Origin of the sequence: Streptomyces sp. NPDC005863, from assembly GCF_042871345.1 — a bacterium.
In the GTDB taxonomy this organism is placed as follows: Bacteria; Actinomycetota; Actinomycetes; order Streptomycetales; family Streptomycetaceae; genus Streptomyces.
The window spans coordinates 72,233-90,495 of record NZ_JBIAII010000018.1 but is presented as its reverse complement, the minus strand read 5'-3'; the positions used below and the strand labels follow the sequence as shown (position 1 = coordinate 90,495).

19 protein-coding genes are annotated in these 18,263 nt (G+C 73.1%); 12 read left to right on the top strand and 7 right to left on the bottom strand.

Annotation, left to right across the window (positions count from 1 at the left end):
- Window positions 1–91 precede the first annotated feature (91 nt).
- Window positions 92–1,069 (top strand): DMT family transporter, encoded by a 978-nt coding sequence (locus ACFYO9_RS37970; RefSeq protein ID WP_358777197.1) that lies wholly within the window; start codon window positions 92–94, stop codon window positions 1,067–1,069.
- Between the two features lie 79 nt (window positions 1,070–1,148).
- Here ACFYO9_RS37970 and ACFYO9_RS37965 read toward each other — a convergent pair whose 3' ends face one another.
- Window positions 1,149–1,865: a pyridoxamine 5'-phosphate oxidase family protein gene (locus tag ACFYO9_RS37965; protein WP_358777196.1), complete on the bottom strand. Its 717-nt coding sequence runs from the start codon at window positions 1,863–1,865 to the stop codon at window positions 1,149–1,151.
- A gap of 123 nt (window positions 1,866–1,988) precedes the next feature.
- On the opposite strand from ACFYO9_RS37965, the gene ACFYO9_RS37960 reads away from it, so the two are divergent.
- Window positions 1,989–3,320, top strand: coding sequence for an aminotransferase class I/II-fold pyridoxal phosphate-dependent enzyme (locus ACFYO9_RS37960; RefSeq protein WP_358777195.1), 1,332 nt, complete (start codon window positions 1,989–1,991; stop codon window positions 3,318–3,320).
- Here the strand turns inward: ACFYO9_RS37960 and ACFYO9_RS37955 are convergent.
- Window positions 3,311–4,372: a DMT family transporter gene (locus ACFYO9_RS37955; RefSeq protein WP_358777194.1), complete on the bottom strand. Its 1,062-nt coding sequence runs from the start codon at window positions 4,370–4,372 to the stop codon at window positions 3,311–3,313. The two genes, ACFYO9_RS37960 and ACFYO9_RS37955, sit on opposite strands and share 10 nt — an antisense overlap.
- A gap of 74 nt (window positions 4,373–4,446) precedes the next feature.
- Between ACFYO9_RS37955 and ACFYO9_RS37950 the strand changes: the two genes are divergently transcribed.
- Window positions 4,447–5,349: a LysR family transcriptional regulator gene (locus ACFYO9_RS37950; RefSeq protein WP_358708036.1), complete on the top strand. Its 903-nt coding sequence runs from the start codon at window positions 4,447–4,449 to the stop codon at window positions 5,347–5,349.
- A 52-nt stretch (window positions 5,350–5,401) separates the two neighbouring features.
- On the opposite strand, the gene ACFYO9_RS37945 is transcribed toward ACFYO9_RS37950, so the two are convergent.
- Complete coding sequence (locus tag ACFYO9_RS37945) at window positions 5,402–5,887, bottom strand: pyridoxamine 5'-phosphate oxidase family protein (RefSeq protein ID WP_358777193.1); 486 nt, start codon at window positions 5,885–5,887, stop codon at window positions 5,402–5,404.
- 121 nt (window positions 5,888–6,008) lie between these two features.
- Between ACFYO9_RS37945 and ACFYO9_RS37940 the strand changes: the two genes are divergently transcribed.
- Window positions 6,009–6,653 carry a cysteine hydrolase gene (locus ACFYO9_RS37940; protein ID WP_358777192.1) on the top strand — a complete coding sequence of 215 codons (645 nt, stop codon included), beginning with the start codon at window positions 6,009–6,011 and terminating at the stop codon, window positions 6,651–6,653.
- Between the two features lie 66 nt (window positions 6,654–6,719).
- Here ACFYO9_RS37940 and ACFYO9_RS37935 read toward each other — a convergent pair whose 3' ends face one another.
- Together ACFYO9_RS37935 and ACFYO9_RS37930 are read right to left on the bottom strand one after the other, a co-directional pair.
- Complete coding sequence (locus ACFYO9_RS37935) at window positions 6,720–7,175, bottom strand: Rieske (2Fe-2S) protein (RefSeq protein WP_358777191.1); 456 nt, start codon at window positions 7,173–7,175, stop codon at window positions 6,720–6,722.
- Window positions 7,176–7,207: 32 nt separating this feature from the next.
- The gene (locus ACFYO9_RS37930) at window positions 7,208–9,397 is read right to left on the bottom strand and encodes a prolyl oligopeptidase family serine peptidase (protein ID WP_358777190.1); all 2,190 of its coding nucleotides are present in this window, start codon (window positions 9,395–9,397) and stop codon (window positions 7,208–7,210) included.
- Window positions 9,398–9,461: 64 nt separating this feature from the next.
- On the opposite strand from ACFYO9_RS37930, the gene ACFYO9_RS37925 reads away from it, so the two are divergent.
- From ACFYO9_RS37925 to ACFYO9_RS37895, 7 genes are all read left to right on the top strand, one after another.
- On the top strand, window positions 9,462–10,286 hold the full coding sequence (locus tag ACFYO9_RS37925; protein ID WP_358777189.1) for a HipA family kinase: 825 nt from the start codon (window positions 9,462–9,464) through the stop codon (window positions 10,284–10,286).
- Window positions 10,283–10,681: a DUF3037 domain-containing protein gene (locus ACFYO9_RS37920; RefSeq protein ID WP_355814904.1), complete on the top strand. Its 399-nt coding sequence runs from the start codon at window positions 10,283–10,285 to the stop codon at window positions 10,679–10,681. Before ACFYO9_RS37925 ends, ACFYO9_RS37920 begins: the two co-directional genes overlap by 4 nt.
- Window positions 10,682–10,829: 148 nt before the next feature.
- Complete coding sequence (gene fabG / locus ACFYO9_RS37915; RefSeq protein WP_356265885.1) at window positions 10,830–11,591, top strand: 3-oxoacyl-ACP reductase FabG; 762 nt, start codon at window positions 10,830–10,832, stop codon at window positions 11,589–11,591.
- A 25-nt stretch (window positions 11,592–11,616) separates the two neighbouring features.
- On the top strand, window positions 11,617–12,372 hold the full coding sequence (locus ACFYO9_RS37910) for an SDR family oxidoreductase (RefSeq protein WP_355814909.1): 756 nt from the start codon (window positions 11,617–11,619) through the stop codon (window positions 12,370–12,372).
- Window positions 12,373–12,509: 137 nt separating this feature from the next.
- A complete protein-coding gene (locus ACFYO9_RS37905; protein WP_388667317.1) occupies window positions 12,510–14,117 on the top strand; it encodes an ABC transporter substrate-binding protein in 1,608 nt (535 codons plus the stop codon).
- 91 nt (window positions 14,118–14,208) lie between these two features.
- Entirely contained in the window at window positions 14,209–14,892 is a 684-nt protein-coding gene (gene ung, locus ACFYO9_RS37900; RefSeq protein ID WP_355814915.1) for a uracil-DNA glycosylase, read from the top strand.
- A gap of 133 nt (window positions 14,893–15,025) precedes the next feature.
- Window positions 15,026–15,529, top strand: a complete 504-nt coding sequence (locus ACFYO9_RS37895; RefSeq protein ID WP_358777187.1) for a hypothetical protein — start codon at window positions 15,026–15,028, stop codon at window positions 15,527–15,529.
- A gap of 77 nt (window positions 15,530–15,606) precedes the next feature.
- Here ACFYO9_RS37895 and ACFYO9_RS37890 read toward each other — a convergent pair whose 3' ends face one another.
- Window positions 15,607–16,092 (bottom strand): hypothetical protein, encoded by a 486-nt coding sequence (locus ACFYO9_RS37890; RefSeq protein WP_358777186.1) that lies wholly within the window; start codon window positions 16,090–16,092, stop codon window positions 15,607–15,609.
- Window positions 16,093–16,330: 238 nt separating this feature from the next.
- Window positions 16,331–16,924, bottom strand: coding sequence for a TetR family transcriptional regulator C-terminal domain-containing protein (locus ACFYO9_RS37885; RefSeq protein WP_358777185.1), 594 nt, complete (start codon window positions 16,922–16,924; stop codon window positions 16,331–16,333).
- Between the two features lie 116 nt (window positions 16,925–17,040).
- Between ACFYO9_RS37885 and ACFYO9_RS37880 the strand changes: the two genes are divergently transcribed.
- Window positions 17,041–18,255, top strand: coding sequence for an FAD-dependent monooxygenase (locus ACFYO9_RS37880; RefSeq protein ID WP_358777184.1), 1,215 nt, complete (start codon window positions 17,041–17,043; stop codon window positions 18,253–18,255).
- Window positions 18,256–18,263 lie beyond the last annotated feature (8 nt).

Genomic DNA, 18,263 nt, shown 5'->3' with positions numbered 1-18,263 from the left:
CGGCGTGCCTGTCGGTTCGCCTGCCGTATCACCTGTCTCGTCCGGCTCATCTACCTCGTCCGGCTCATCTGCCTCCTCCGGCTCATCCGGCGTGCCCGTCGCGCCCGGGCTGTCCGTCGGGCGGGGACTGCTCTTTCTGATCGTCGCCGGTACCGCGTGGGGCACCGCGGGTGCCGCGGCCGCGCTGGTCTTCGGGGCCGGCGACATGGGGCCGATCAGCCTCTCCTTCTGGCGTTGCGCGGGCGGGTTCGTCCTGCTGCTCGCGGCCCGCGCCGCCGGGAGGTGGGGGCGGCGGGGGCGGCGGGGGCCCGGGAGGGCGGAGCCGGGTGCGGCGGCCGCTCGGGTGCGCCAGGTCGTCGTGACGGGCGTGGCCCTCGCGGTGTTCCAGACCGCCTACTTCGCGTCCGTCGAGGCGACCGGCCTCGCGGTCGGCACCGTCGTCACGATGGGATCGGGTCCCGTCCTCATCGCGCTCGGCGCGCGGCTGACGCTGGGGGAGCGGCTCGGGGGCGGCGGTGCCGTCGCCGTCCTGGGCGCCCTCGCCGGTCTCGTCGTGCTGGTGCTCGGGGGCGGCGACGGGGCGGGCGCGACCGTGCGGCCGGTGGGCGTGGCCTGGGGGCTTCTCTCCGCCGCCGCGTACGCCGCGATGACGCTGCTCACGCGGCGGTGGGGACGGGCCGGCGGGGCCGACGCGTCCGAGACCACGGTCTGGGCGTTCGCCGTCGTCTCGCTGCTCCTGCTGCCGCTCGCCTCGGTCGAGGGGCTGTTGCCGCACACCGCCGAACCCCTGCGGGTGGGCGCCTGCTTGCTGTACATCGCCGCCGTACCGACGGCGGTCGCCTACGCGCTGTACTTCGCCGGGGCCGCCGTCGTGCGCTCCGCGACCGTCTCCGTGATCATGCTCCTCGAACCTGTGGGCGCGGCGGTCGTCGCGGTCGTCCTGCTCGGCGAGGCGCTGACGGCTGCGACCGTGGTCGGCACGGCGCTGATGCTGGCCGCGGTGACGGGCCTCGGCGTCGCGGAGACGCGGAGCGCGGTGGCGGAACGGCGAGGGGCCGCGCCCGCGTAGGGGAGGGGCAGTTGGGGCCGCGCCTCTCGCGACGGTGTGACGACGCGAGGGCGCGGCGCCCCCCAGGAGCCGGTCGGTGTCACCGCTCGGTCAGGTAGGGCGGTACCTCGATGTCCGGGGCGAGGTCCTCCGACGGGATCAGGGCGTCGTACCCCTTGCGGAGGGGGACGACGCCGGCCCAGTGCGGCAGATCCATGTCCTCCGGCTCGTCGTTCGGGCCGCCGGTGCGCGCCTTCGCCGAGACCTCGTCGAGGTCGAGGCGCAGGACGGCGGTGGCGGCGAGTTCCTTGGCGTCGGCCGGGCGCGAGTCGGCCGCGCGGCCCGGCACGACGTGGTCGACGAGGGCGTCCAGGGCGGCCCGCTTCTCCTCCGGGTCCGTGACCTGGTGGGCGGTGCCGTGGACCACCACGGAGCGGTAGTTGATGGAGTGGTGGAAGGCGGAGCGGGCGAGCACCAGACCGTCGACATGGGTGACCGTCAGGCACACCTGCAGCCCCGGGTCCTCCTGCTCGGCGGCGGGGGCGGCGCCCGCCATCCGCAGCGGCCGGGACCCCGTCGAGCCGTGCACGTAGAGACGGTCACCCACCCGCGCGTAGAGCGTCGGCAGCACGACGGGGGCGCCGTCACGGACGAACCCGAGGTGGCAGACGTAGGCCTCGTCGAGTATCGCGTGCACCGACGCGTGGTCGTACGCGGCGCGCTCCCGCGAGCGGGTGGGGACGGTGCGGTCGGTGGGCGTGTAAGCGGCGCTGTCCTCCGGTCCGGGGGCGGTGCTGCTCGGCGTCGACGTCTGCATGGTGCTCTCCCTGTACTGGTACTTCTTGCTGCTGCTGAAGCCGTTGCTCCCACCCTGGAGCCGGTACCGCGTGGTACTGCGCCCACTTGCGAGGAGCTATTGCATTAGTGCATAATCTGCTTTGTGCTAGGAGAGTATCGGATCGAAGGTCGGCGCGCAGCCGAGATTGCCGCCAGCGTCGAGCGGGCCGTGGGGGAAGGCGGCCTTGAACCGGGCCAACTCCTGCCGCCCATGCGGGAGTTGGCGGCCAAGCTCGGGGTGAATCCCAACACCGTGGCGGCCGCGTACCGCACCCTGCGTGAGCGGGGCGTCATCGAGACGGCCGGGCGGCGCGGCAGCCGGGTGCGCCCGAAGCCCGCCACCACCACGCGCGAGCTGATCCGGGTGGACGCACCACCCGGGGTGCGCAACATCTCCCAGGGCAATCCGGACCCCGAGCTCCTGCCCCCGCTCACCGCCGCCTTCACGGCCGCCGCGGCCCAGGCCGACCTCCACCCCGTCCTCTACGGAGAGGCCGCGGTGGACCCGGAACTCGAACGCCACGCGCGAGCCGCCTTCGACGCCGACGGGGTGCCCCGCGCGCCCCTCGCCGTCACCTCCGGATCGCTCGACGCCATCGAGCGGGTGCTCGCCGCCCACCTGAGGCCCGGCGACGTGGTGGCCCTGGAGGATCCGGGCTGGGGGAGCCTGCTCGACCTGGTCCCCGCGCTGGGGCTGCGCCCGGTCCCGGTGGGCGTGGACGACGACGGGCCGCTGCCCGCCGACCTGGAGCGGGCGCTGGCTTCGGGCGCGCGGGCGGCCATTGTGACGGACCGCGCGCAGAACCCCACGGGCGCCGCCGTCACCGCGTCACGCGCGCGTGCCCTGCGCGAGGTGTTCGCCGCGCACGCGGACGTGCTGCTCATCGAGGACGACCACGGCCACGGCATCGTCGACCTGCCGCTGCACCCGCTGGCCGGGGCGACCCGCAGCTGGGCCCTCACCCGCTCGACCGCCAAGGCGTACGGCCCCGACCTGCGGCTCGCCGTCCTGACCGGCGACCCCGTCACCGTCGACCGGGTGCAGGGGCGCCAGCGGCTCGGCCCCGGCTGGGTGAGCCGGTTGCAGCAGCGTGCCGTGGCGCGGCTCTGGGCCGAGGGCGCGGTCGACGCCCGCGTGGTGGCGGCGTCCTACGCGCGGCGCAGGGACGCGTTGATCGCCGCGCTCGCCGAGCGGGGCGTGGTCGCGTACGGGCGCAGCGGCATGAACGTGTGGGTGCCCGTGCCGGACGAGACGGGGGCGGTCGCGCGGCTGCTGCACGCCGGCTGGGCCGTGGCGCCGGGCGCGAGGTTCCGGCTCGGGACGCCGCCCGGGGTGCGGATCACCGTGGCGGCGCTCGGCGAACACGACATCATCGCGGTGGCGGATGCCGTCGCCTCCGCCACCGGGCCCGCCCCGGCGCGGCGCTACGACTGACGTGGGGCTGCCCGTTCGGTGGGGGTCACCTTGGTGCGCTCCCGCTCCCGCTCCCGCGCCCGCGGCCTGGACTGGGTGAGCGCCGCGCCCGCCAGGATGATGACCGCACCCACCGGCGTCGACCAGCTCAGCGACTCGCCGAGCACGACGACGCCCGCCGCGGTCGCGATGACCGGCACGAAGTACGTGACCATTTGGGCGGTGGTCGGGCCGACCTCGGCGACCAGCGCGTACTGCAGGAGGAAGGCGACCCCGGTGCCGAGGGCGCCGAGCGCAGCGATCGCCAGCAGCGGCACGACGGGGAAGTGCGTCGGGAAGCTCGTGAACAGCGGGGTCACGACGGCCAGTTCGACGGTCGCCACGAGGAGCTGGGCGCCGGCCAGCGCGAGGCTGGAGTGTCCGGAGCCGGCCAGCGTGCGGCGCACGTAGATCCAGCCGACCGGGTAGCTGAGCGAGGCGAGCAGCGCGAGTGCCGTACCGCGCAGATCCAGCCCGCTGAAGCCCTGCCACGCGCCGAGCACCGTGAGCACGCCCAGGAAGCCGATGCCGAGGCCCGCGACGCGACGCCGGGAAGGCCGGTCCTCGGAGAGCGCGACGACGGAGAGGGCCATGCCCCACAGCGGCGACGTCGCGTTGCAGATCCCGGCGAGCGTCGAGGGGATGGTGAGCTCCGCGTACGCGAACAGCGAGAACGGCAGGGCGTTGAGCAGGAGGGCCGCCACCGTCAGATGCAGCCAGGTCCGTGCGTCGCGCGGCAGGCCCTGCCGCTTCACCGCGAGCACGGCGACGATCACGACCGTGCCGAACGCCAGCCTTCCCAGGGTGACTTGGAAGGGCGCGTACCCCTCCGTGCCCACCTTGATCAGCAGGAAGCTGAAGCCCCAGATGAGGGAGAGGGCGCCGAAGCGGATGCGCCAGTCGAGGGCGGGGGAGGCGGGAGGCGCGGGGGCCGCGGAGACGTCGGCGGCTGCGGCTGCCGCTGCGGTTGGGGCCGTAGCTGCGGCTGGGGCTGTGGCGTGCGGCGATCGGGGTGACGGGGGCGCGGTGGTCATGCGTTCACGATGGACCCCGGCGATCTCGTAGCACAAGCGAGATTCCGTGCCCGGTATCCCGTAGCATCGCTTACATGTTGAATCTGGAGCGGCTGCGCACGCTCGACGCCCTCGCCCGGCACGGTTCCGTCAGCGGAGCGGCCGCGGGCCTGCACGTCACGACGTCTGCGGTCTCCCAGCAGATGACGAAGCTGGAGCGCGAGGTGGGGCAGCAACTCCTCGCGAAGAACGGCAGGGGAGTGCGGCTCACCGACGCCGGGCGGCTGCTCGCCGAGCACGCGGCACGCATCCTCTCGCAGGTCGAGCTGGCCCAGGCGGACCTGGAGGAGCAGCGCGGCAAGGTGGTCGGCGAGCTGCGGATCTCCGCGTTCCCCACTGCCATGCGGGGTCTGATGCCCGCCACGCTGTCCGCGCTGCGCGCCGAGCACCCCGGGCTGCGGGTGGGCTGCCACGAGATGGAGCCGACGCCGGCCGTCGCGGCCGTGGTGCGCGGTGACATCGACATGGCGATCGTCCTCGACTGGTACAACAAACCGTTGCCGATCCCGGACGGACTCGTCAAGGAGCCCCTCCTCGACGACCCCGCGGACGTCGCGATGCCCGCCGCGCACCCGCTCGCCGACCGCGCGGAGGTGGATCTGGAGGAGTTCGCGGACGACGAGTGGATCACCTGGGCCGAGGGCGAGTTCTGCCACGAGTGGCTGATGTTCACGCTGCGCGGCAAGGGCATCGAACCGCGTGTCGCGCACCGCGCGGAGGAGCACCACACGCAACTCGCGCTGGTGGCGGCCGGGTTGGGCGTGTGCATCGCGCCGCAGCTGGGCCGCGACCCGATGCCGGCGGGCGTCCGCACGGTCCCGGTGCGGCACCGGGTGCGGCGGCATGTGTACGTGGTGTGGCGCGCGGACGCGGACCGCCGCCCCTCGATCAGGGCGGCGGCGGAGGCGCTGAGGGGAGCGGGGGCCGGGTTGCGGTAGCCGGCGGGGGAGGGGGGAGGCCGGAAGGGTGGCCGCCGCACCGGGGTGCGCCTCAGCTCGTCCCGCCACCCCCGATGGCGGCCAGTTTCCGGAAGTCCCACGACGCGACGGCGTCCGGCGTCAGCCGGATCCACGCGTGGCGGCCGTCGTGCGGCATCTCGGTCAGGCCGAAGACCTTCTGGGCGAACATCCGCTCCGGCGCGTCGAGTTCGGGGCACGGCACGCCCGTGCGCGGTACCTCGCCGACGAACTCCACCGTGCCCGAGAGCTCCACGCCGCGCAGCTCCCCGTACTCCTCGCCGGTGTCGACCACCACCGCGATCCGCGGCTCCTTGCGCAGGTCGGACCAGCGCTTGCTGCGGGTGATGGAGTACAGCCACATCGAGGTGCCGTCCCACGCGAACCACAGGGTGCTGACGTGCGGGGCGCCGTCCGGGGACACGGTCGCCACCCGGCAGGTGCGTTCCGAGGCGAGGAAGGCGTCGAGCTCCTCCGGCGTCATCATGATCCTGCGGCCCCGGCGCTGCGTGACGGCCATGTGTCCTCCCAAGTCTCGGCTGTTGCAGGCGTGCTGACTGAGCGTCAGGAAAGGATGCGGGCTCTTCCTTCGTGACGCAATGGCCGTTAGCCTCGCGCGGATTCCGCGACCAGGAGGAGCCATGCCGTCGTACGAACAGCTCAGGGAACTCCTCGACCCCGCCACCACGGTCCTGCTGACCGTCGAATGCCAACAGGGCGTCGTCGGTACCGAGAGCGCCCTGCCCGAACTCGCCGCGGAGGCACGGTCGTCGGGCGCGCTCGGCAACGTCGCCCGGCTGGTGACCGCGGCCCACCAGAGCGGTGTCCAAGTCCTGCACGCCGTCGCCGAGCGGCGGCCCGACGGGCGGGGCGCCAACCACAACGCCCGCCTCTTCCGCGCCGCCGAACGGCTGCCCGTGCAGCAGCTCTCGGGCACCGCGGCCGTACGGATCGCGCCGCCGATCGACGTGGCCGACGAGGACTTCGTCGTACGCCGACTGCACGGGCTCTCGCCCCTCGCGGGCACCGACGTCGACCCCCTGCTGCGCAACCTCGGCTGCCGCACGCTGCTGGTCACCGGGGTCTCCGCCAACGTGGCGATCCCGAACGCCGTGTTCGACGCCGTGAACCTCGGCTACGCCGCGTGTGTGCCGTCCGATGCCATCGCCGGTGTCCCCGCCGACTACACACCCGTGCTGATTCGCAACACCCTCGCGCTCGTCGCCACCGTCACCACCACCGAGGAGGTGCTGGCCGCCTGGAAACGCCCGGGCCGGACCGGTTAGGCGCCAGCGAGAGGCGTCAGGCGTTACGCATGACGCACGGCGCATGACGCATCAGGGCAGCAGGCATCAGGCCAGCTTGATGGAGCCGCCCGCCACCGTGATCCGCGCGGCGGGCAGCGGCTTCGGGGCGGGCCCGTCCTTCACGCTGCCGTCGGCCACGTCGAACTTGCTGCCGTGGCACGGGCAGTTGACGGTGCCGTCCGAGACGCTCGACACCGGGCAGCCCTTGTGCGTGCACCGGTTCGAGAACGCCTTGAACTTGCCCGCGGTGGGCTGGGTGACCACCACGCCCGCGTCCTTGAAGATCTTGCCGCCGCTCACCGGGATGTCCGACGTCGCGGCGAGCACGGACCCTTCGCCGGCCGCGTCACCGTCCGGTTTCTGCGCGCCCGCGGGTTCGGAGGCGTCCTTGTCGTCGCCCGCTCCACAGGCCGTGAGGGCGGCGGCGAACCCCGCGGCGCCGAGCGTGGCCACGACGGTTCGGCGACAGGGACCGCAGGCCGTCTCTTCGGAAGTCGTCATGGCCATGGGTACGGAGCCGCGGGTCCCGATGTTCACCCGCTCACCCGCTGACTCAGATGTGCGTCCAGGAAGTCCCGTTCGAGCCGGAGCAGGTTCGCCACCTGGTCCTCGCCGCTCACCCGGTGGCTCGCGCCGGACAGCGGCAGCACCGTGTGCGGGCGCCCCGCGGCCAACAGCGCCGAGGAGAGGCGCAGCATGTGGACGGGGAAGACGTTGTCGTCGGACAGGCCGTGCACCAGCATCAGTGGCCTGCGCAGCCGGTGCGCGTGCGCGAGCAGCGAGCACCTCTCGTACGCGTCCGCCCGCACGTCGGGATGGCCGAGATAGCGCTCCTTCCAGTGCGTGTCGTAGAGGCGCAGGTCCGAGGGGGCCGCGCCCGCCACCGCCGCGTGGAAGACGTCGGGCCGGTGCAGCACCGCGCCCGCCGCCAGATAGCCGCCGAACGACCACCCCCGGATCCCCACCCGCGTCAGATCCAGGTCGGGGTACAGCTCCGCGGCGGCGTGCAGCGCGGCCACCTGGTCGTCGAGCACCGGCGTCAGCTGGTCGCCGTGCACGGACGTCTCCCAGTCGGCGCCGCGCCCCGGCGTCCCGCGCCCGTCCGTGGCGAGCACCGCGTACCCCTGCTCGGCGAACCACTGGGCCACGACCGTCCACCACGCGCGCGCGTGCACCACGATCTGCATCCCCGGACCCCCGTACGGGGAGAGCAGTACGGGCAGCTTCCCGGTGCCCGGCTCGTACCAGGACGGCAGATACAGCGCGCTGCGCAACTCCCGTTCGCCGAGCGTGAGATGGCGGGGGCGCGGGGTCACGACCGGTTGCTCGGCGTGCACGGCGATCCGTCCGACCAGCTCGCCCTCGCGCAGCACGGTCACCGTCTGCCCCTCGGGGGTCCTGCTGTCCAGGACCACGGTGCCGCCCCCGACGGCCGCCGTGTGCACGCCGGGCCCCTCACTGATCCGTCGCGGGACCCCGGTCTCCTGCGCCCCGCGCCCCAGGTCGAGCGTCCAGACGTGGACCTCCGTGGGCTCGGTCGACGCGGTGAACCAGAGGCGTTCGTCCGTGACGGCGAGCACCTCACGTATCTGCAGACCGCCGGGCGTCTCGGTCCCGCCGACCTGAAGACCACGCGTGCCGACCGCCACGTTCCGGGGCAGCACGAGATCGCCGCTTCCCAGGCGTACGGGCGTGCCGGGCAGCAACTCCAGCCAGGCGGGGTCGTGTCGGTCCCCGCACCGCCGGGTCTCGCCGGTCTCCGGGTCGACCGCCAGGACGTGGATCGTGCGCTGGTCGCGGGTCTGCGCCGTGATCAGCGGCCCGTGGCCGTCCCACTGCGCCGTCGGGACGTAGTCGAAGGAGTCGTCCGTCCAGGCGTCGTCCGACCGCGGATCGTCCGTGCGCGCATCATCCGGCCGCGCGTCGGCGCCGTGATCCGTGGCGCGCTCCGGGAGGTTCACCCGGACCCGGGTGCCCGCGCCGGTGCCCGCCGTCCGCACGATGTGCAGCGACGTCTCGGCGTTCGCGGTGCCCGCCGCCGGATAGCGGACCGCCCGCGGCGGCGACTGCGGCCGGGCCGGGTCCGAGAGCCACCAGACCTGGACCGGCGTGACGTCCACCCGCGCCACCAGCAGCGCGTCGCTCCCGGGCGACCACCAGAAGCCGCGCGACCTGCCCATCGACTCGGCGGCCACATGGTCGGCGAGCCCGTACGTGACCTCCGCGCTCTCCGGCTCCGCGAGCGCCCTGTCCCCCGTGCCGTCGACGCCGACCACACGCAGGGCGCCCCCGCAGACGTACGCGACCAGGGACCCGTCCGGCGCGGGGCGCGGGTCGACCACCTGGCCCGCCGTACGGATCCGGCGCGGCGCCCCGCCGTCCGTGTCCACCACCCACAGCGCGCCGCCCAACGCGAACGCGGCCACGCGTGCGTGCCGGTCGGTCGCGAAGGACGCGACTCCTTGTGACGCCTCCCGCGCCCGCTCCCTGCGGATCCGCTCCGCCTCGGGCACCGGCCCCGTCGCGCCCAGGGACAGCGGGTCGGCCAGCAGGCGCTCGACCCCGTCCTCGTACACCCACAGCCGGGCCACCGGATCGTCCCCCGCGGTCGACCGCAGGAACAGCACGCGGGCGCCGTCCGGCGAAACCGTGAAGCCGCGCGGCACGCCCAGCGAGAAGCGGCGCGTGCGCGCGAACTGACGAGGAAGATCCAAAGCGTCCATGGCGGGCACTGTAGGCAGCTCCGCGCGTGATCGAACAGGGTGGAACCCGCAGTAATCTGGGGCGATGCTCAGCGAAGTCACCGCGGTCCGCTACGTCACGCCCCTGCGGGAGGGCGGCTCGCTGCCGGGGGTCGTCGAAGCCGACGACCACGGCACGTACGGGACGTACGTCATCAAGTTCACCGGCGCGGGGCAGGGGCGCAAGACGCTCGTCGCGGAGGTGATCTGCGGCGAACTCGCCCGCAGGCTCGGTCTGCGGGTGCCGCGGCTGGTGGGGATCCGGCTCGACCCGGTCCTCGGGCTCGGTGAGCCCGACGAGCGCGTGCAGGAGCTCCTCAAGGCGAGCGGCGGCCTCAACCTCGGGATGGACTTCCTGTCGGGCGCCCTCGGCTTCGATCCGCTCGCCTTCCACGTCGGCCCCGCCGAAGCCGGCCGGATCGTCTGGTTCGACGCCCTGATCAACAACGTGGACCGCTCCTGGCGCAACCCCAACCTGCTGCGCCTGCACGGCGACCTGTGGCTCATCGACCATGGCGCGAGCATGATCTGGCACCACAACTGGCGCACCGCCGAGACCGCCGCCACCAAGCCGTACGACGCGTCGGACCACGTCCTCGTCCCCTACAGGCCCGACATCGAGGCCGCCGCGGCCGAACTCGCCCCCCTCGTCACCGAGGAGCTGCTCACCGAGGTCGTCGCCGAGGTGCCGGAGGAGTGGCTGGCCGATGAGCCCGGCTTCGACGGCCCGGACGAGGTGCGCCGGGCCTACGTGGCGGCCCTGCTGCCGCGCGCCGGGACCATCCACGAGCGGATCACCCTGCCGAAGACGGGGCCGGACGCAGGGCCGAAGAGCGAGCCGAAGACCGAGCCGAGGGGCGCCGCCAAGTGACCGAGCAGACCACGCCCGCACGGGACGTCTTCGAGTACGCGCTGGTGCGCGTCGTGCCGCGCGTGGAGCGCGGCGAACAGATCAACGCGGGGGTCGTGGTCTACTGCCGCGCCCACTCCTTCGTGGCCGCCCGCACCCACCTCGACGAGGCCAGGCTGCGCGCCCTCGACCCGGCGGCCGACGTGGCCGGGATCCGGGCCGCGCTCGGCGCCGTCGAGCGGATCTGCGCGGGCGGCGAGGGCGCGGGGCAGGCCGCGGGCGACGACGCCGGACGGCGCTTTCGGTGGCTGATCGCGCCGCGCTCCACGGTGGTGCAGCCCGGCCCCGTGCACACCGGCCTGACCGCGGATCCCGGGGCCGAGGTCGACCGTCTCCTCGACCTGCTCGTGAGGTAAAGCGTCACACCTGTCCGGTGGGCCGTTGACACCCGGTGCCAGGGCTTCTAGCGTCTCGTCCAGCTGAAGGTACTAAGCGGTCGCTCACCCTCTGGGCGTACCGTGGGTCGCACCCCAAGAGCCGTATCCAAGGGCGAGGAGAACCAGCATGTCCACCACTGAGCAGCGCGTCGCTGTCGTGACCGGTGCAGCGCGAGGCATCGGAGCGGCGACCGCCGTACGGCTCGCCGCCGAAGGCCGCGCCGTGGCCGTCATCGACCTCGACGAGGCCGCCTGCAAGGACACCGTCGCGCAGATCACCGCGGCCGGTGGCAAGGCGATCGCCGTCGGCTGCGACGTGTCCGACGAGGCCCAGGTCGAGGCCGCCGTCGCCCGCATCGCGGAGGAGCTCGGCGCGCCCACCATCCTCGTCAACAACGCCGGTGTGCTCCGCGACAACCTTCTCTTCAAGATGAGCGCGACCGACTGGGACACGGTCATGAACGTGCACCTGCGCGGTGCCTTCCTGATGTCCAAGGCGTGCCAGAAGCACATGGTGGACGCCAAGTTCGGCCGCATCGTGAACCTCTCCTCGTCCTCCGCGCTCGGCAACCGCGGCCAGGTCAACTACGCCGCCGCCAAGGCCGGCCTGCAGGGCTTCACCAAGACCCTCGCCAAGGAGCTCGGCAAGTTCGGTGTCACCGCCAACTCCGTCGCCCCCGGCTTCATCGTCACCGAGATGACGAAGGCCACCGCGGACCGCGTCGGCATGGGCTTCGAGGACTTCCAGGCCGCGGCCGCGACCCAGATCCCCGTGCAGCGCGTCGGCCGCCCCGAGGACATCGCCAACGCCATCGCCTTCTTCACGGGAGACGCGGCCGGCTTTGTCTCCGGGCAGGTCATGTACGTCGCCGGCGGCCCGCTCAACTGACCCGGAAAGCTGGAAGGCGAAGATCATGGCTGTGCAGGACAGTGGGAAGGTCGCGCTCATCACGGGCGCGAGCCGCGGCATCGGATACGGCGTCGCCGAGGCGCTGGTCGCCCGCGGCGACCGGGTCTGCATCACCGGGCGCAACGAGGACGCGCTCAAGGAGGCCGTCGAGAGGCTCGGCTCGGAGCGGGTCATCGGCGTCGCGGGCAAGGCCCACGACGAGGCCCACCAGGCCGTCGCCGTCGAGCGCACGATGGAGGCGTTCGGCCGGGTCGACTTCCTGGTCAACAACGCGGGCACGAACCCGGTCTTCGGCCCGATGGCCGACCTCGACCTGAACGTGGCCCGCAAGGTGTACGAGACCAACGTCATCTCCGCGCTCGGCTTCGCCCAGCAGACCTGGAAGGCCTGGCAGAGCGAGAACGGCGGCGCGATCGTCAACATCGCCTCCGTCGCCGGCGTCGCCCCCTCGCCGTTCATCGGGGCGTACGGCATGAGCAAGGCCGCCATGGTCAACCTCACCCTGCAGCTGGCGCACGAGTTCGCGCCGAAGGTACGCGTGAACGCCATCGCGCCCGCGGTCGTCAAGACCAAGTTCGCCCAGGCGCTCTACGAGGGCCGCGAGGAGGAGGCGGCCGCCGCCTACCCGCTCGGCCGGCTCGGTGTGCCGGAGGACATCGGGGGCGCCGCGGCGTTCCTCACGTCCGTCCAGTCCGACTGGATCACGGGCCAGACACTCGTGGTCGATGGCGGCATCTTCCTCAATGCGGGCGTCGGCTGACGAAGGCCCCACACCCGTCCAGTACGCCGCTTTCGGTGACGTACGCACACATCAAGTGCCCTGTCGGCGTCCGTAGTTGGGCCGGCGGGGCACTGCGATATTGTCTCCCGATTCCATGGCATGGCCGATCGAGGAGCGTGCGCGTGTTCAGTGAAGTTCCCGCAGCCAGGCGGACCAGGGGTCTGCGACCGGTGGCGGCGATCGCGTCCATATCCCTGCTGGCCGGTTGCGGTGTGCTGTCCTCCGAAGGATCGGACGACGAGGAACAGATCACCGTCGGCACGATGAGCGCGCCCAGCACCCTGGACCCGGCCAAGGCCTGGGACAGCTCCTGGGAGCTGTACAGGAATGTCTTCCAGACCCTCCTGAGCTTCCCCTCGGGGGCCACCGAGCCCGAGCCGGACGCCGCGGAGTCCTGCGAGTTCAAGGACGCCACCAGCACGGTCTACGTCTGTGAGCTGCGTGAGGGCCTGACCTTCTCCGACGGGGACAAGCTCGACGCGGCGGCCGTGAAGTACTCCTTCGACCGGATGCGGACCATCGCGGCCAAGGGCGGACCGACCGGACTGCTCGGCTCGCTCGACAAGGTCGCGACCAAGGGCGACCGGACCGTCGTCTTCCGCCTCAAGAAGGCGGACGCGACGTTCCCGTTCGTGCTCGCGACGCCGGCCATGTCGATCGTCGACCCGGGCGAGTACCCGGCGGACAAGCTCCGCGAGGGCGACGAGATCACCGGTTCCGGCCCGTACACCCTCCAGTCGTACTCCGCGAACGACAAGGCCGAGCTGGTCAGGAACGACCACTACGAGGGCGCGGCGGACATCAAGAACGACGCCGTCACCATCCGCTACTTCCAGAAGTCGTCGGCCATGATCGACGCCCTGAAGAACAAGCAGATCGACGTGACCTTCCGCGGCCTCGCCTCCGAGGACATCGTCGCGATGCAGGGACGCGGCCGCCGCGAACAGGACATCGAGCTCGTCGAGGGCTCGGGCACGGAGATCCGCTACCTGGTGTTCAACACCAAGGACCCCTGGGCGCGCAAGCTGCCGGTCCGGCGGGCCTTCGCGCAGCTCCTCGACCGGGGTGCCATCGCCCACAAGATCTACAAGGACACCGTCGAACCGCTGTACTCGATGGTCCCGCGCGGGCTCACGGGCCACGCCACCGGCTTCTTCGACAAGTACGGCAACCCCAGCGTCACCAAGGCGAAGAAGATCCTGAACGACGCCGGCATCCACCAGCCGGTGCCGCTCACCCTCTGGTACACCACCGACCGCTACGGCTCGGCGACCGAGCCGGAGTTCGCCGAGATCAAGCGGCAGCTGGAGAGCTCGGGCCTGTTCAGGATCACGCTCAAGAGCCGCCCGTGGACGCAGTTCCAGGAGGGGTACAGCAAGGGCGAGTACCCGGTGTTCGGCCGCGGCTGGTTCCCCGACTTCCCCGACGCGGACAACTTCATCACGCCGTTCGTGGGCCCGAAGAACGTCCTCAACACGCCCTACCCGTCCAAGGAGATCACCGACGAGGTGCTGCCGCGCGAGCGCAGGGAGGCCGACCGGAGCGCGGTGATCGACCAGTTCGAGCGGGCGCAGGAGATCCTCGTCGACGACGTCAGGCTGCTGCCGCTGTGGCAGGGCAAGCAGTACATCCTCTCCAGCGAGGAGATCGCGGGCGGCGAGCGCGCCCTCGACCCCTCGGCGATCATGATGATGTGGGAGCTGCAGCGCAAGACCAGCTGGTGACGGGAGGGTACGGGCGGGCGGCCGGGCCGGTTGTCAGTGGGCGCCGGTAGGTTCTGGGGTGAGAAGTGATCGCACCCCGGAGGTTGTTGACGTGACCGACATCGCCATGCTGCCCGCGTCCTGGCGCGGAGTCCTCGGCGAAGAGCTGCAGAAGCCCTACTTCAAGGAGCTCACCGACTTCGTCGAGGAGGAGCGGGCGAAGGGCCCCGTCTACCCTCCGCGCGAGGAGGTCTTCGCCGCCCTCGACGCGACGCCGTACGACCGGGTGAAGGTCCTGGTCCTCGGCCAGGACCCGTACCACGGCGAGGGCCAGGGGCACGGCCTCTGCTTCTCCGTGCGCCCCGGCGTGAAGACGCCGCCCTCGCTGCGGAACATCTACAAGGAGATGCGGGAGGAGCTCGGCCACCCCGTGCCGGACAACGGCTATCTGATGCCGTGGGCCGAACAGGGCGTCCTCCTGCTGAACGCGGTGCTCACCGTCCGCGCGGGCGAGGCCAACTCCCACAAGGGCAAGGGCTGGGAGAAGTTCACCGACGCGGTGATCAGGTCGGTGGCCGACCGCCCCGACCCGGCCGTCTTCGTGCTCTGGGGGAACTACGCGCAGAAGAAGCTCCCGCTCATCGACGAGGAGCGGCACATCGTGGTCAAGGGCGCGCACCCCTCGCCGCTCTCCGCGAAGAGGTTCTTCGGCTCGCGCCCCTTCACGCAGATCAACGACGCCGTCGCCGCGCAGGGGCACGAGCCGATCGACTGGCGGATCCCGGACCTCGGCTGATCCGCCCGTCACCGGCCTGGCCCAGCGGCACGCGTGGGCGCCCCGCCCCCGAACGAGCCTGACCGTGATTGTCGGCGGGGGCGGCTAGCGTCGTGGGGGAGGGGGCGATGGCCGTACGACCACGGAGGACCCGGTGACGGAGCAGCAGGAGCACACGGCGGAAGACGCGATGATGACCCGGATCGGGCAGGCGGTCATGCTGCACCACGGCGGCGACCGCGAGGAGGCGCAGGACCGCTTCCTCGGCCTGTGGGGGGAGATCGGCGAGGACGGCGACCCGCTGCACCGCTGCACGCTCGCGCACTACATGGCCGACACCCAGCTGGACCCCTCCGACGAACTGGCGTGGGACCTGCGGGCGTTGTCGGCGGCCGACGAGCTCACCGGCGCGCGGCTCACCGACGTGCGGCTCACCGAGCACCACGGGGCCCTCGCGGTGCGCGGGTTCTACCCCTCCCTGCACCTCAACCTCGCCGCGGACTACGTGAAGCTCGGCCGTCCGGAAGCGGCCCGCAGTCATCTGCGCCGGGCGCGCGGCGCGGTGGGCGCACTGGAGGACGACGGATACGGGCGGGGCATCAAGCAGGCCATCTCGCGCCTTGAGGGTGAGGTGGGGGAGGGCAGCGAGGAGGAGTAGAGGGGGGGGTGTGGGGCGGCGGTGTGGGGCGGGGGTGTCCCGTGCCGGGGGTCGCGCTGGTCAACGCCCGTAGCTGCTCAACGCCCGTAGGTTGTGCGGCAGATGACGGCCTGCGGGCTGTCGGCGTGCCACTTCCCGTACGCCTCCCCCAGCGCGCACACGTCGGCGCCCGACACGACGGGGGTCGTACGCGGTGCGGGGCGGGTGGCGCCCGCGTCCGGCCGGGGCGCGGGGGGTCTGCGCGCCGGTGCCGGAGGTGGGGGCGGGGACGGCGCGTGGTGGCCGAGGGCGGGGGCCTGGGTTGCCGGTGTGGCTTCGGGGGTGGTGGTGCGGTGGGCGGGGTCCCGGGGCGGGTCCATGCGCTCCAGAGCCTCGCGGGCCGGGGCCTGCACCGCGCGCGGTCGGCTGCTTCCCTCGGCGCGGGGCGCGGGAGGTGAGGCGGTGGCCGCGGCGGCCCCCGACCTCGTCGGACGCTCGACGCTCACACACCCGGAGGCGGTGGCCGCGACGGCGGCCGAGACGGCGACGGAGACGAGGAGCGCGGTGGTGGTCGATCGATGCACTCGCGCAACTCTGCTGTCTCCGGCTCACGTTGGCGTACGAAGAGCGTGAGGTTGCCCCGCACGGGTGAGGGCGGGGAGGGCGACGTGGACCCGCCGGGCGGGCGTCGGGGAGGGGGCCGGGAAGGGGCCGGCGTGGGCTCGGGCCGAGCGATGAGGGCGGGTCCGGAGAGGGCGGGGGTCGGCGGCGACCCTCGCCGATCGGGGGGTGGCGGGGCCGTGCCGCCCGGCGCGGCGGGGCTCAGTCGTCCAGCATCCCCCGCAGCAGCTCCCCCACCCCCCGCCGGAGCTCCTCCCGCGTCGGCACCGTGGAGTGGTACGACCCCGCCACGCACGAGAACATCAGGCCGTCGCACCACGCGACCAGCGAGAGCGTGTGCAGCTCGGGGGCGGCCGAGCCCGCGGCCCGGAGCAGGGCCTCCAGGGGCTGCCTGAACTGGGTGCCCGCCGCGTCGTAGTAGGCACGCAGCTCGGGCCTGCGGGTCGCCTCCAGCGCCAATTCGTAGCGCGCCACGAGAAGGCGCCGGTGGTCGCCGGTCAGATAGCGGTGCAGGGCGAGCGCCAGGCCGGCGGCCAGCTGGTCGCGGCCGGCCGCCGGGGCCGGCATCTCGGCGGGGTTCAGCACCTCCGCCTCGCGTTCGGCCAGGCGCCGTACCGCCGTCTCCAGGAGGGCGAGCCGGGTGCGCGCGTGGTTGGACGTGGAGCCCTGCGGCAGCCCCGCCGCCTCGTCGACGGCGCGGTGGGTGAGACCGCGCATGCCGCGCTCCGCGAGCAGGGCGAGGGCGGCGTCGGCGATGAGTTCGGTGCGGGGGGCTCCCGTGCTGCGTGCGGCCATGACGGAAACCCTACCTCCTTCACTACGGATGTAGTACGGTCGTTCCATCGCCCACTACAGTTGTAGTGAGCGCGTCTCGCGGGGCGCGCCGGGCGCGGCACGTCGGAGGAGGAGCCATGAACCAGCAACCCCACGCGGTCGTCATCGGCGGCGGCATCGGCGGGCTCACCGCGGCCATCGGACTGCACGAGTCCGGATGGTCCGTCACCGTCCTCGAACGCGCCGCCTCCCTGAAGCCGGTGGGCTCCGGCATCGGACTCGCGCCCAACGGCCAGCGCGCCCTCGACGTCCTCGGCCTCGGCGACCGGGTGCGCGCCCTGGCCGCCTGGCAGGGCGACGGCGGCATGCGGGCCCAGCACGGCCGCTGGCTGGTCCGCACGCGCGCCGACGACGCCGAGGCGGCACACGGCGGGACCCTGGTGATGCTGCACCGCGCCACCCTCGTCGACCTGCTGGTCGCCGCGCTGCCCGAGAAGGCGCTGCGCACCGGTGTCCGGGCCCGCCTGGTGGATCCCGGCACGACCACCCGGTGCGCCGTGGTCGGCACCGACGACGGCGACATCGAGGCGGACCTCGTCGTGGGCGCCGACGGCATCGACTCCGCGGTGCGCGCCGCCCTCTTCCCCGCCCATCCACGGCCCGTGTACGCGGGCTTCACCGCGTGGCGGTTCGTCGTGCCGGCCCCCGCCGAGCCGTTCGCGCCGCACGAGACGTGGGGCCGCGGCGGCGTATGGGGCACACAGCCGCTCAAGGACGGGCGGGTGTACGCGTACTGCACCGCGCGGCTGCCCGAGGGCGGCAGGGCGCCCGACAGCGAGAAGGCCGAACTGGAGCGGCGGTTCGGCGACTGGCACGACCCGATTCCCCGGCTGCTCGCCGCCGTGCGGGAGGAGGACATCCTGCGCAACGACGTCCGTCACCTGACGGCGCCCCTCGCCGCACACCACCGGGGCCGCGTCGTCCTGGTCGGCGACGCCGCGCACGCCATGACGCCGAGCCTCGGCCAGGGCGGCAACCAGGCGATCGAGGACGCCGTCGTCCTCGCCCACCACGTGGCCCCGGGCACCGACCTCGGCGCGGGGCTCGCCGCGTACAGCGCGGCACGGGTTCCGCGCACCACGGACATCGTCCGCAGGGCGGCGCGCGCCGCCCGCGTCACCCACCTGACCTCGGCCCCGATGATCGCCGCGCGCAACACCTTCGTCTCGACGGCGGCGAGGATCGCCCCGGGCTCCGTGCTGCGCAGTTTCTCCACCATCACGAACTGGCGTCCACCGCAGGCCTCTTGCGCTGCCCCTCGGGGCAAGGGGGTCTGCCCCGGGGTCTCCTGACGGGGTGG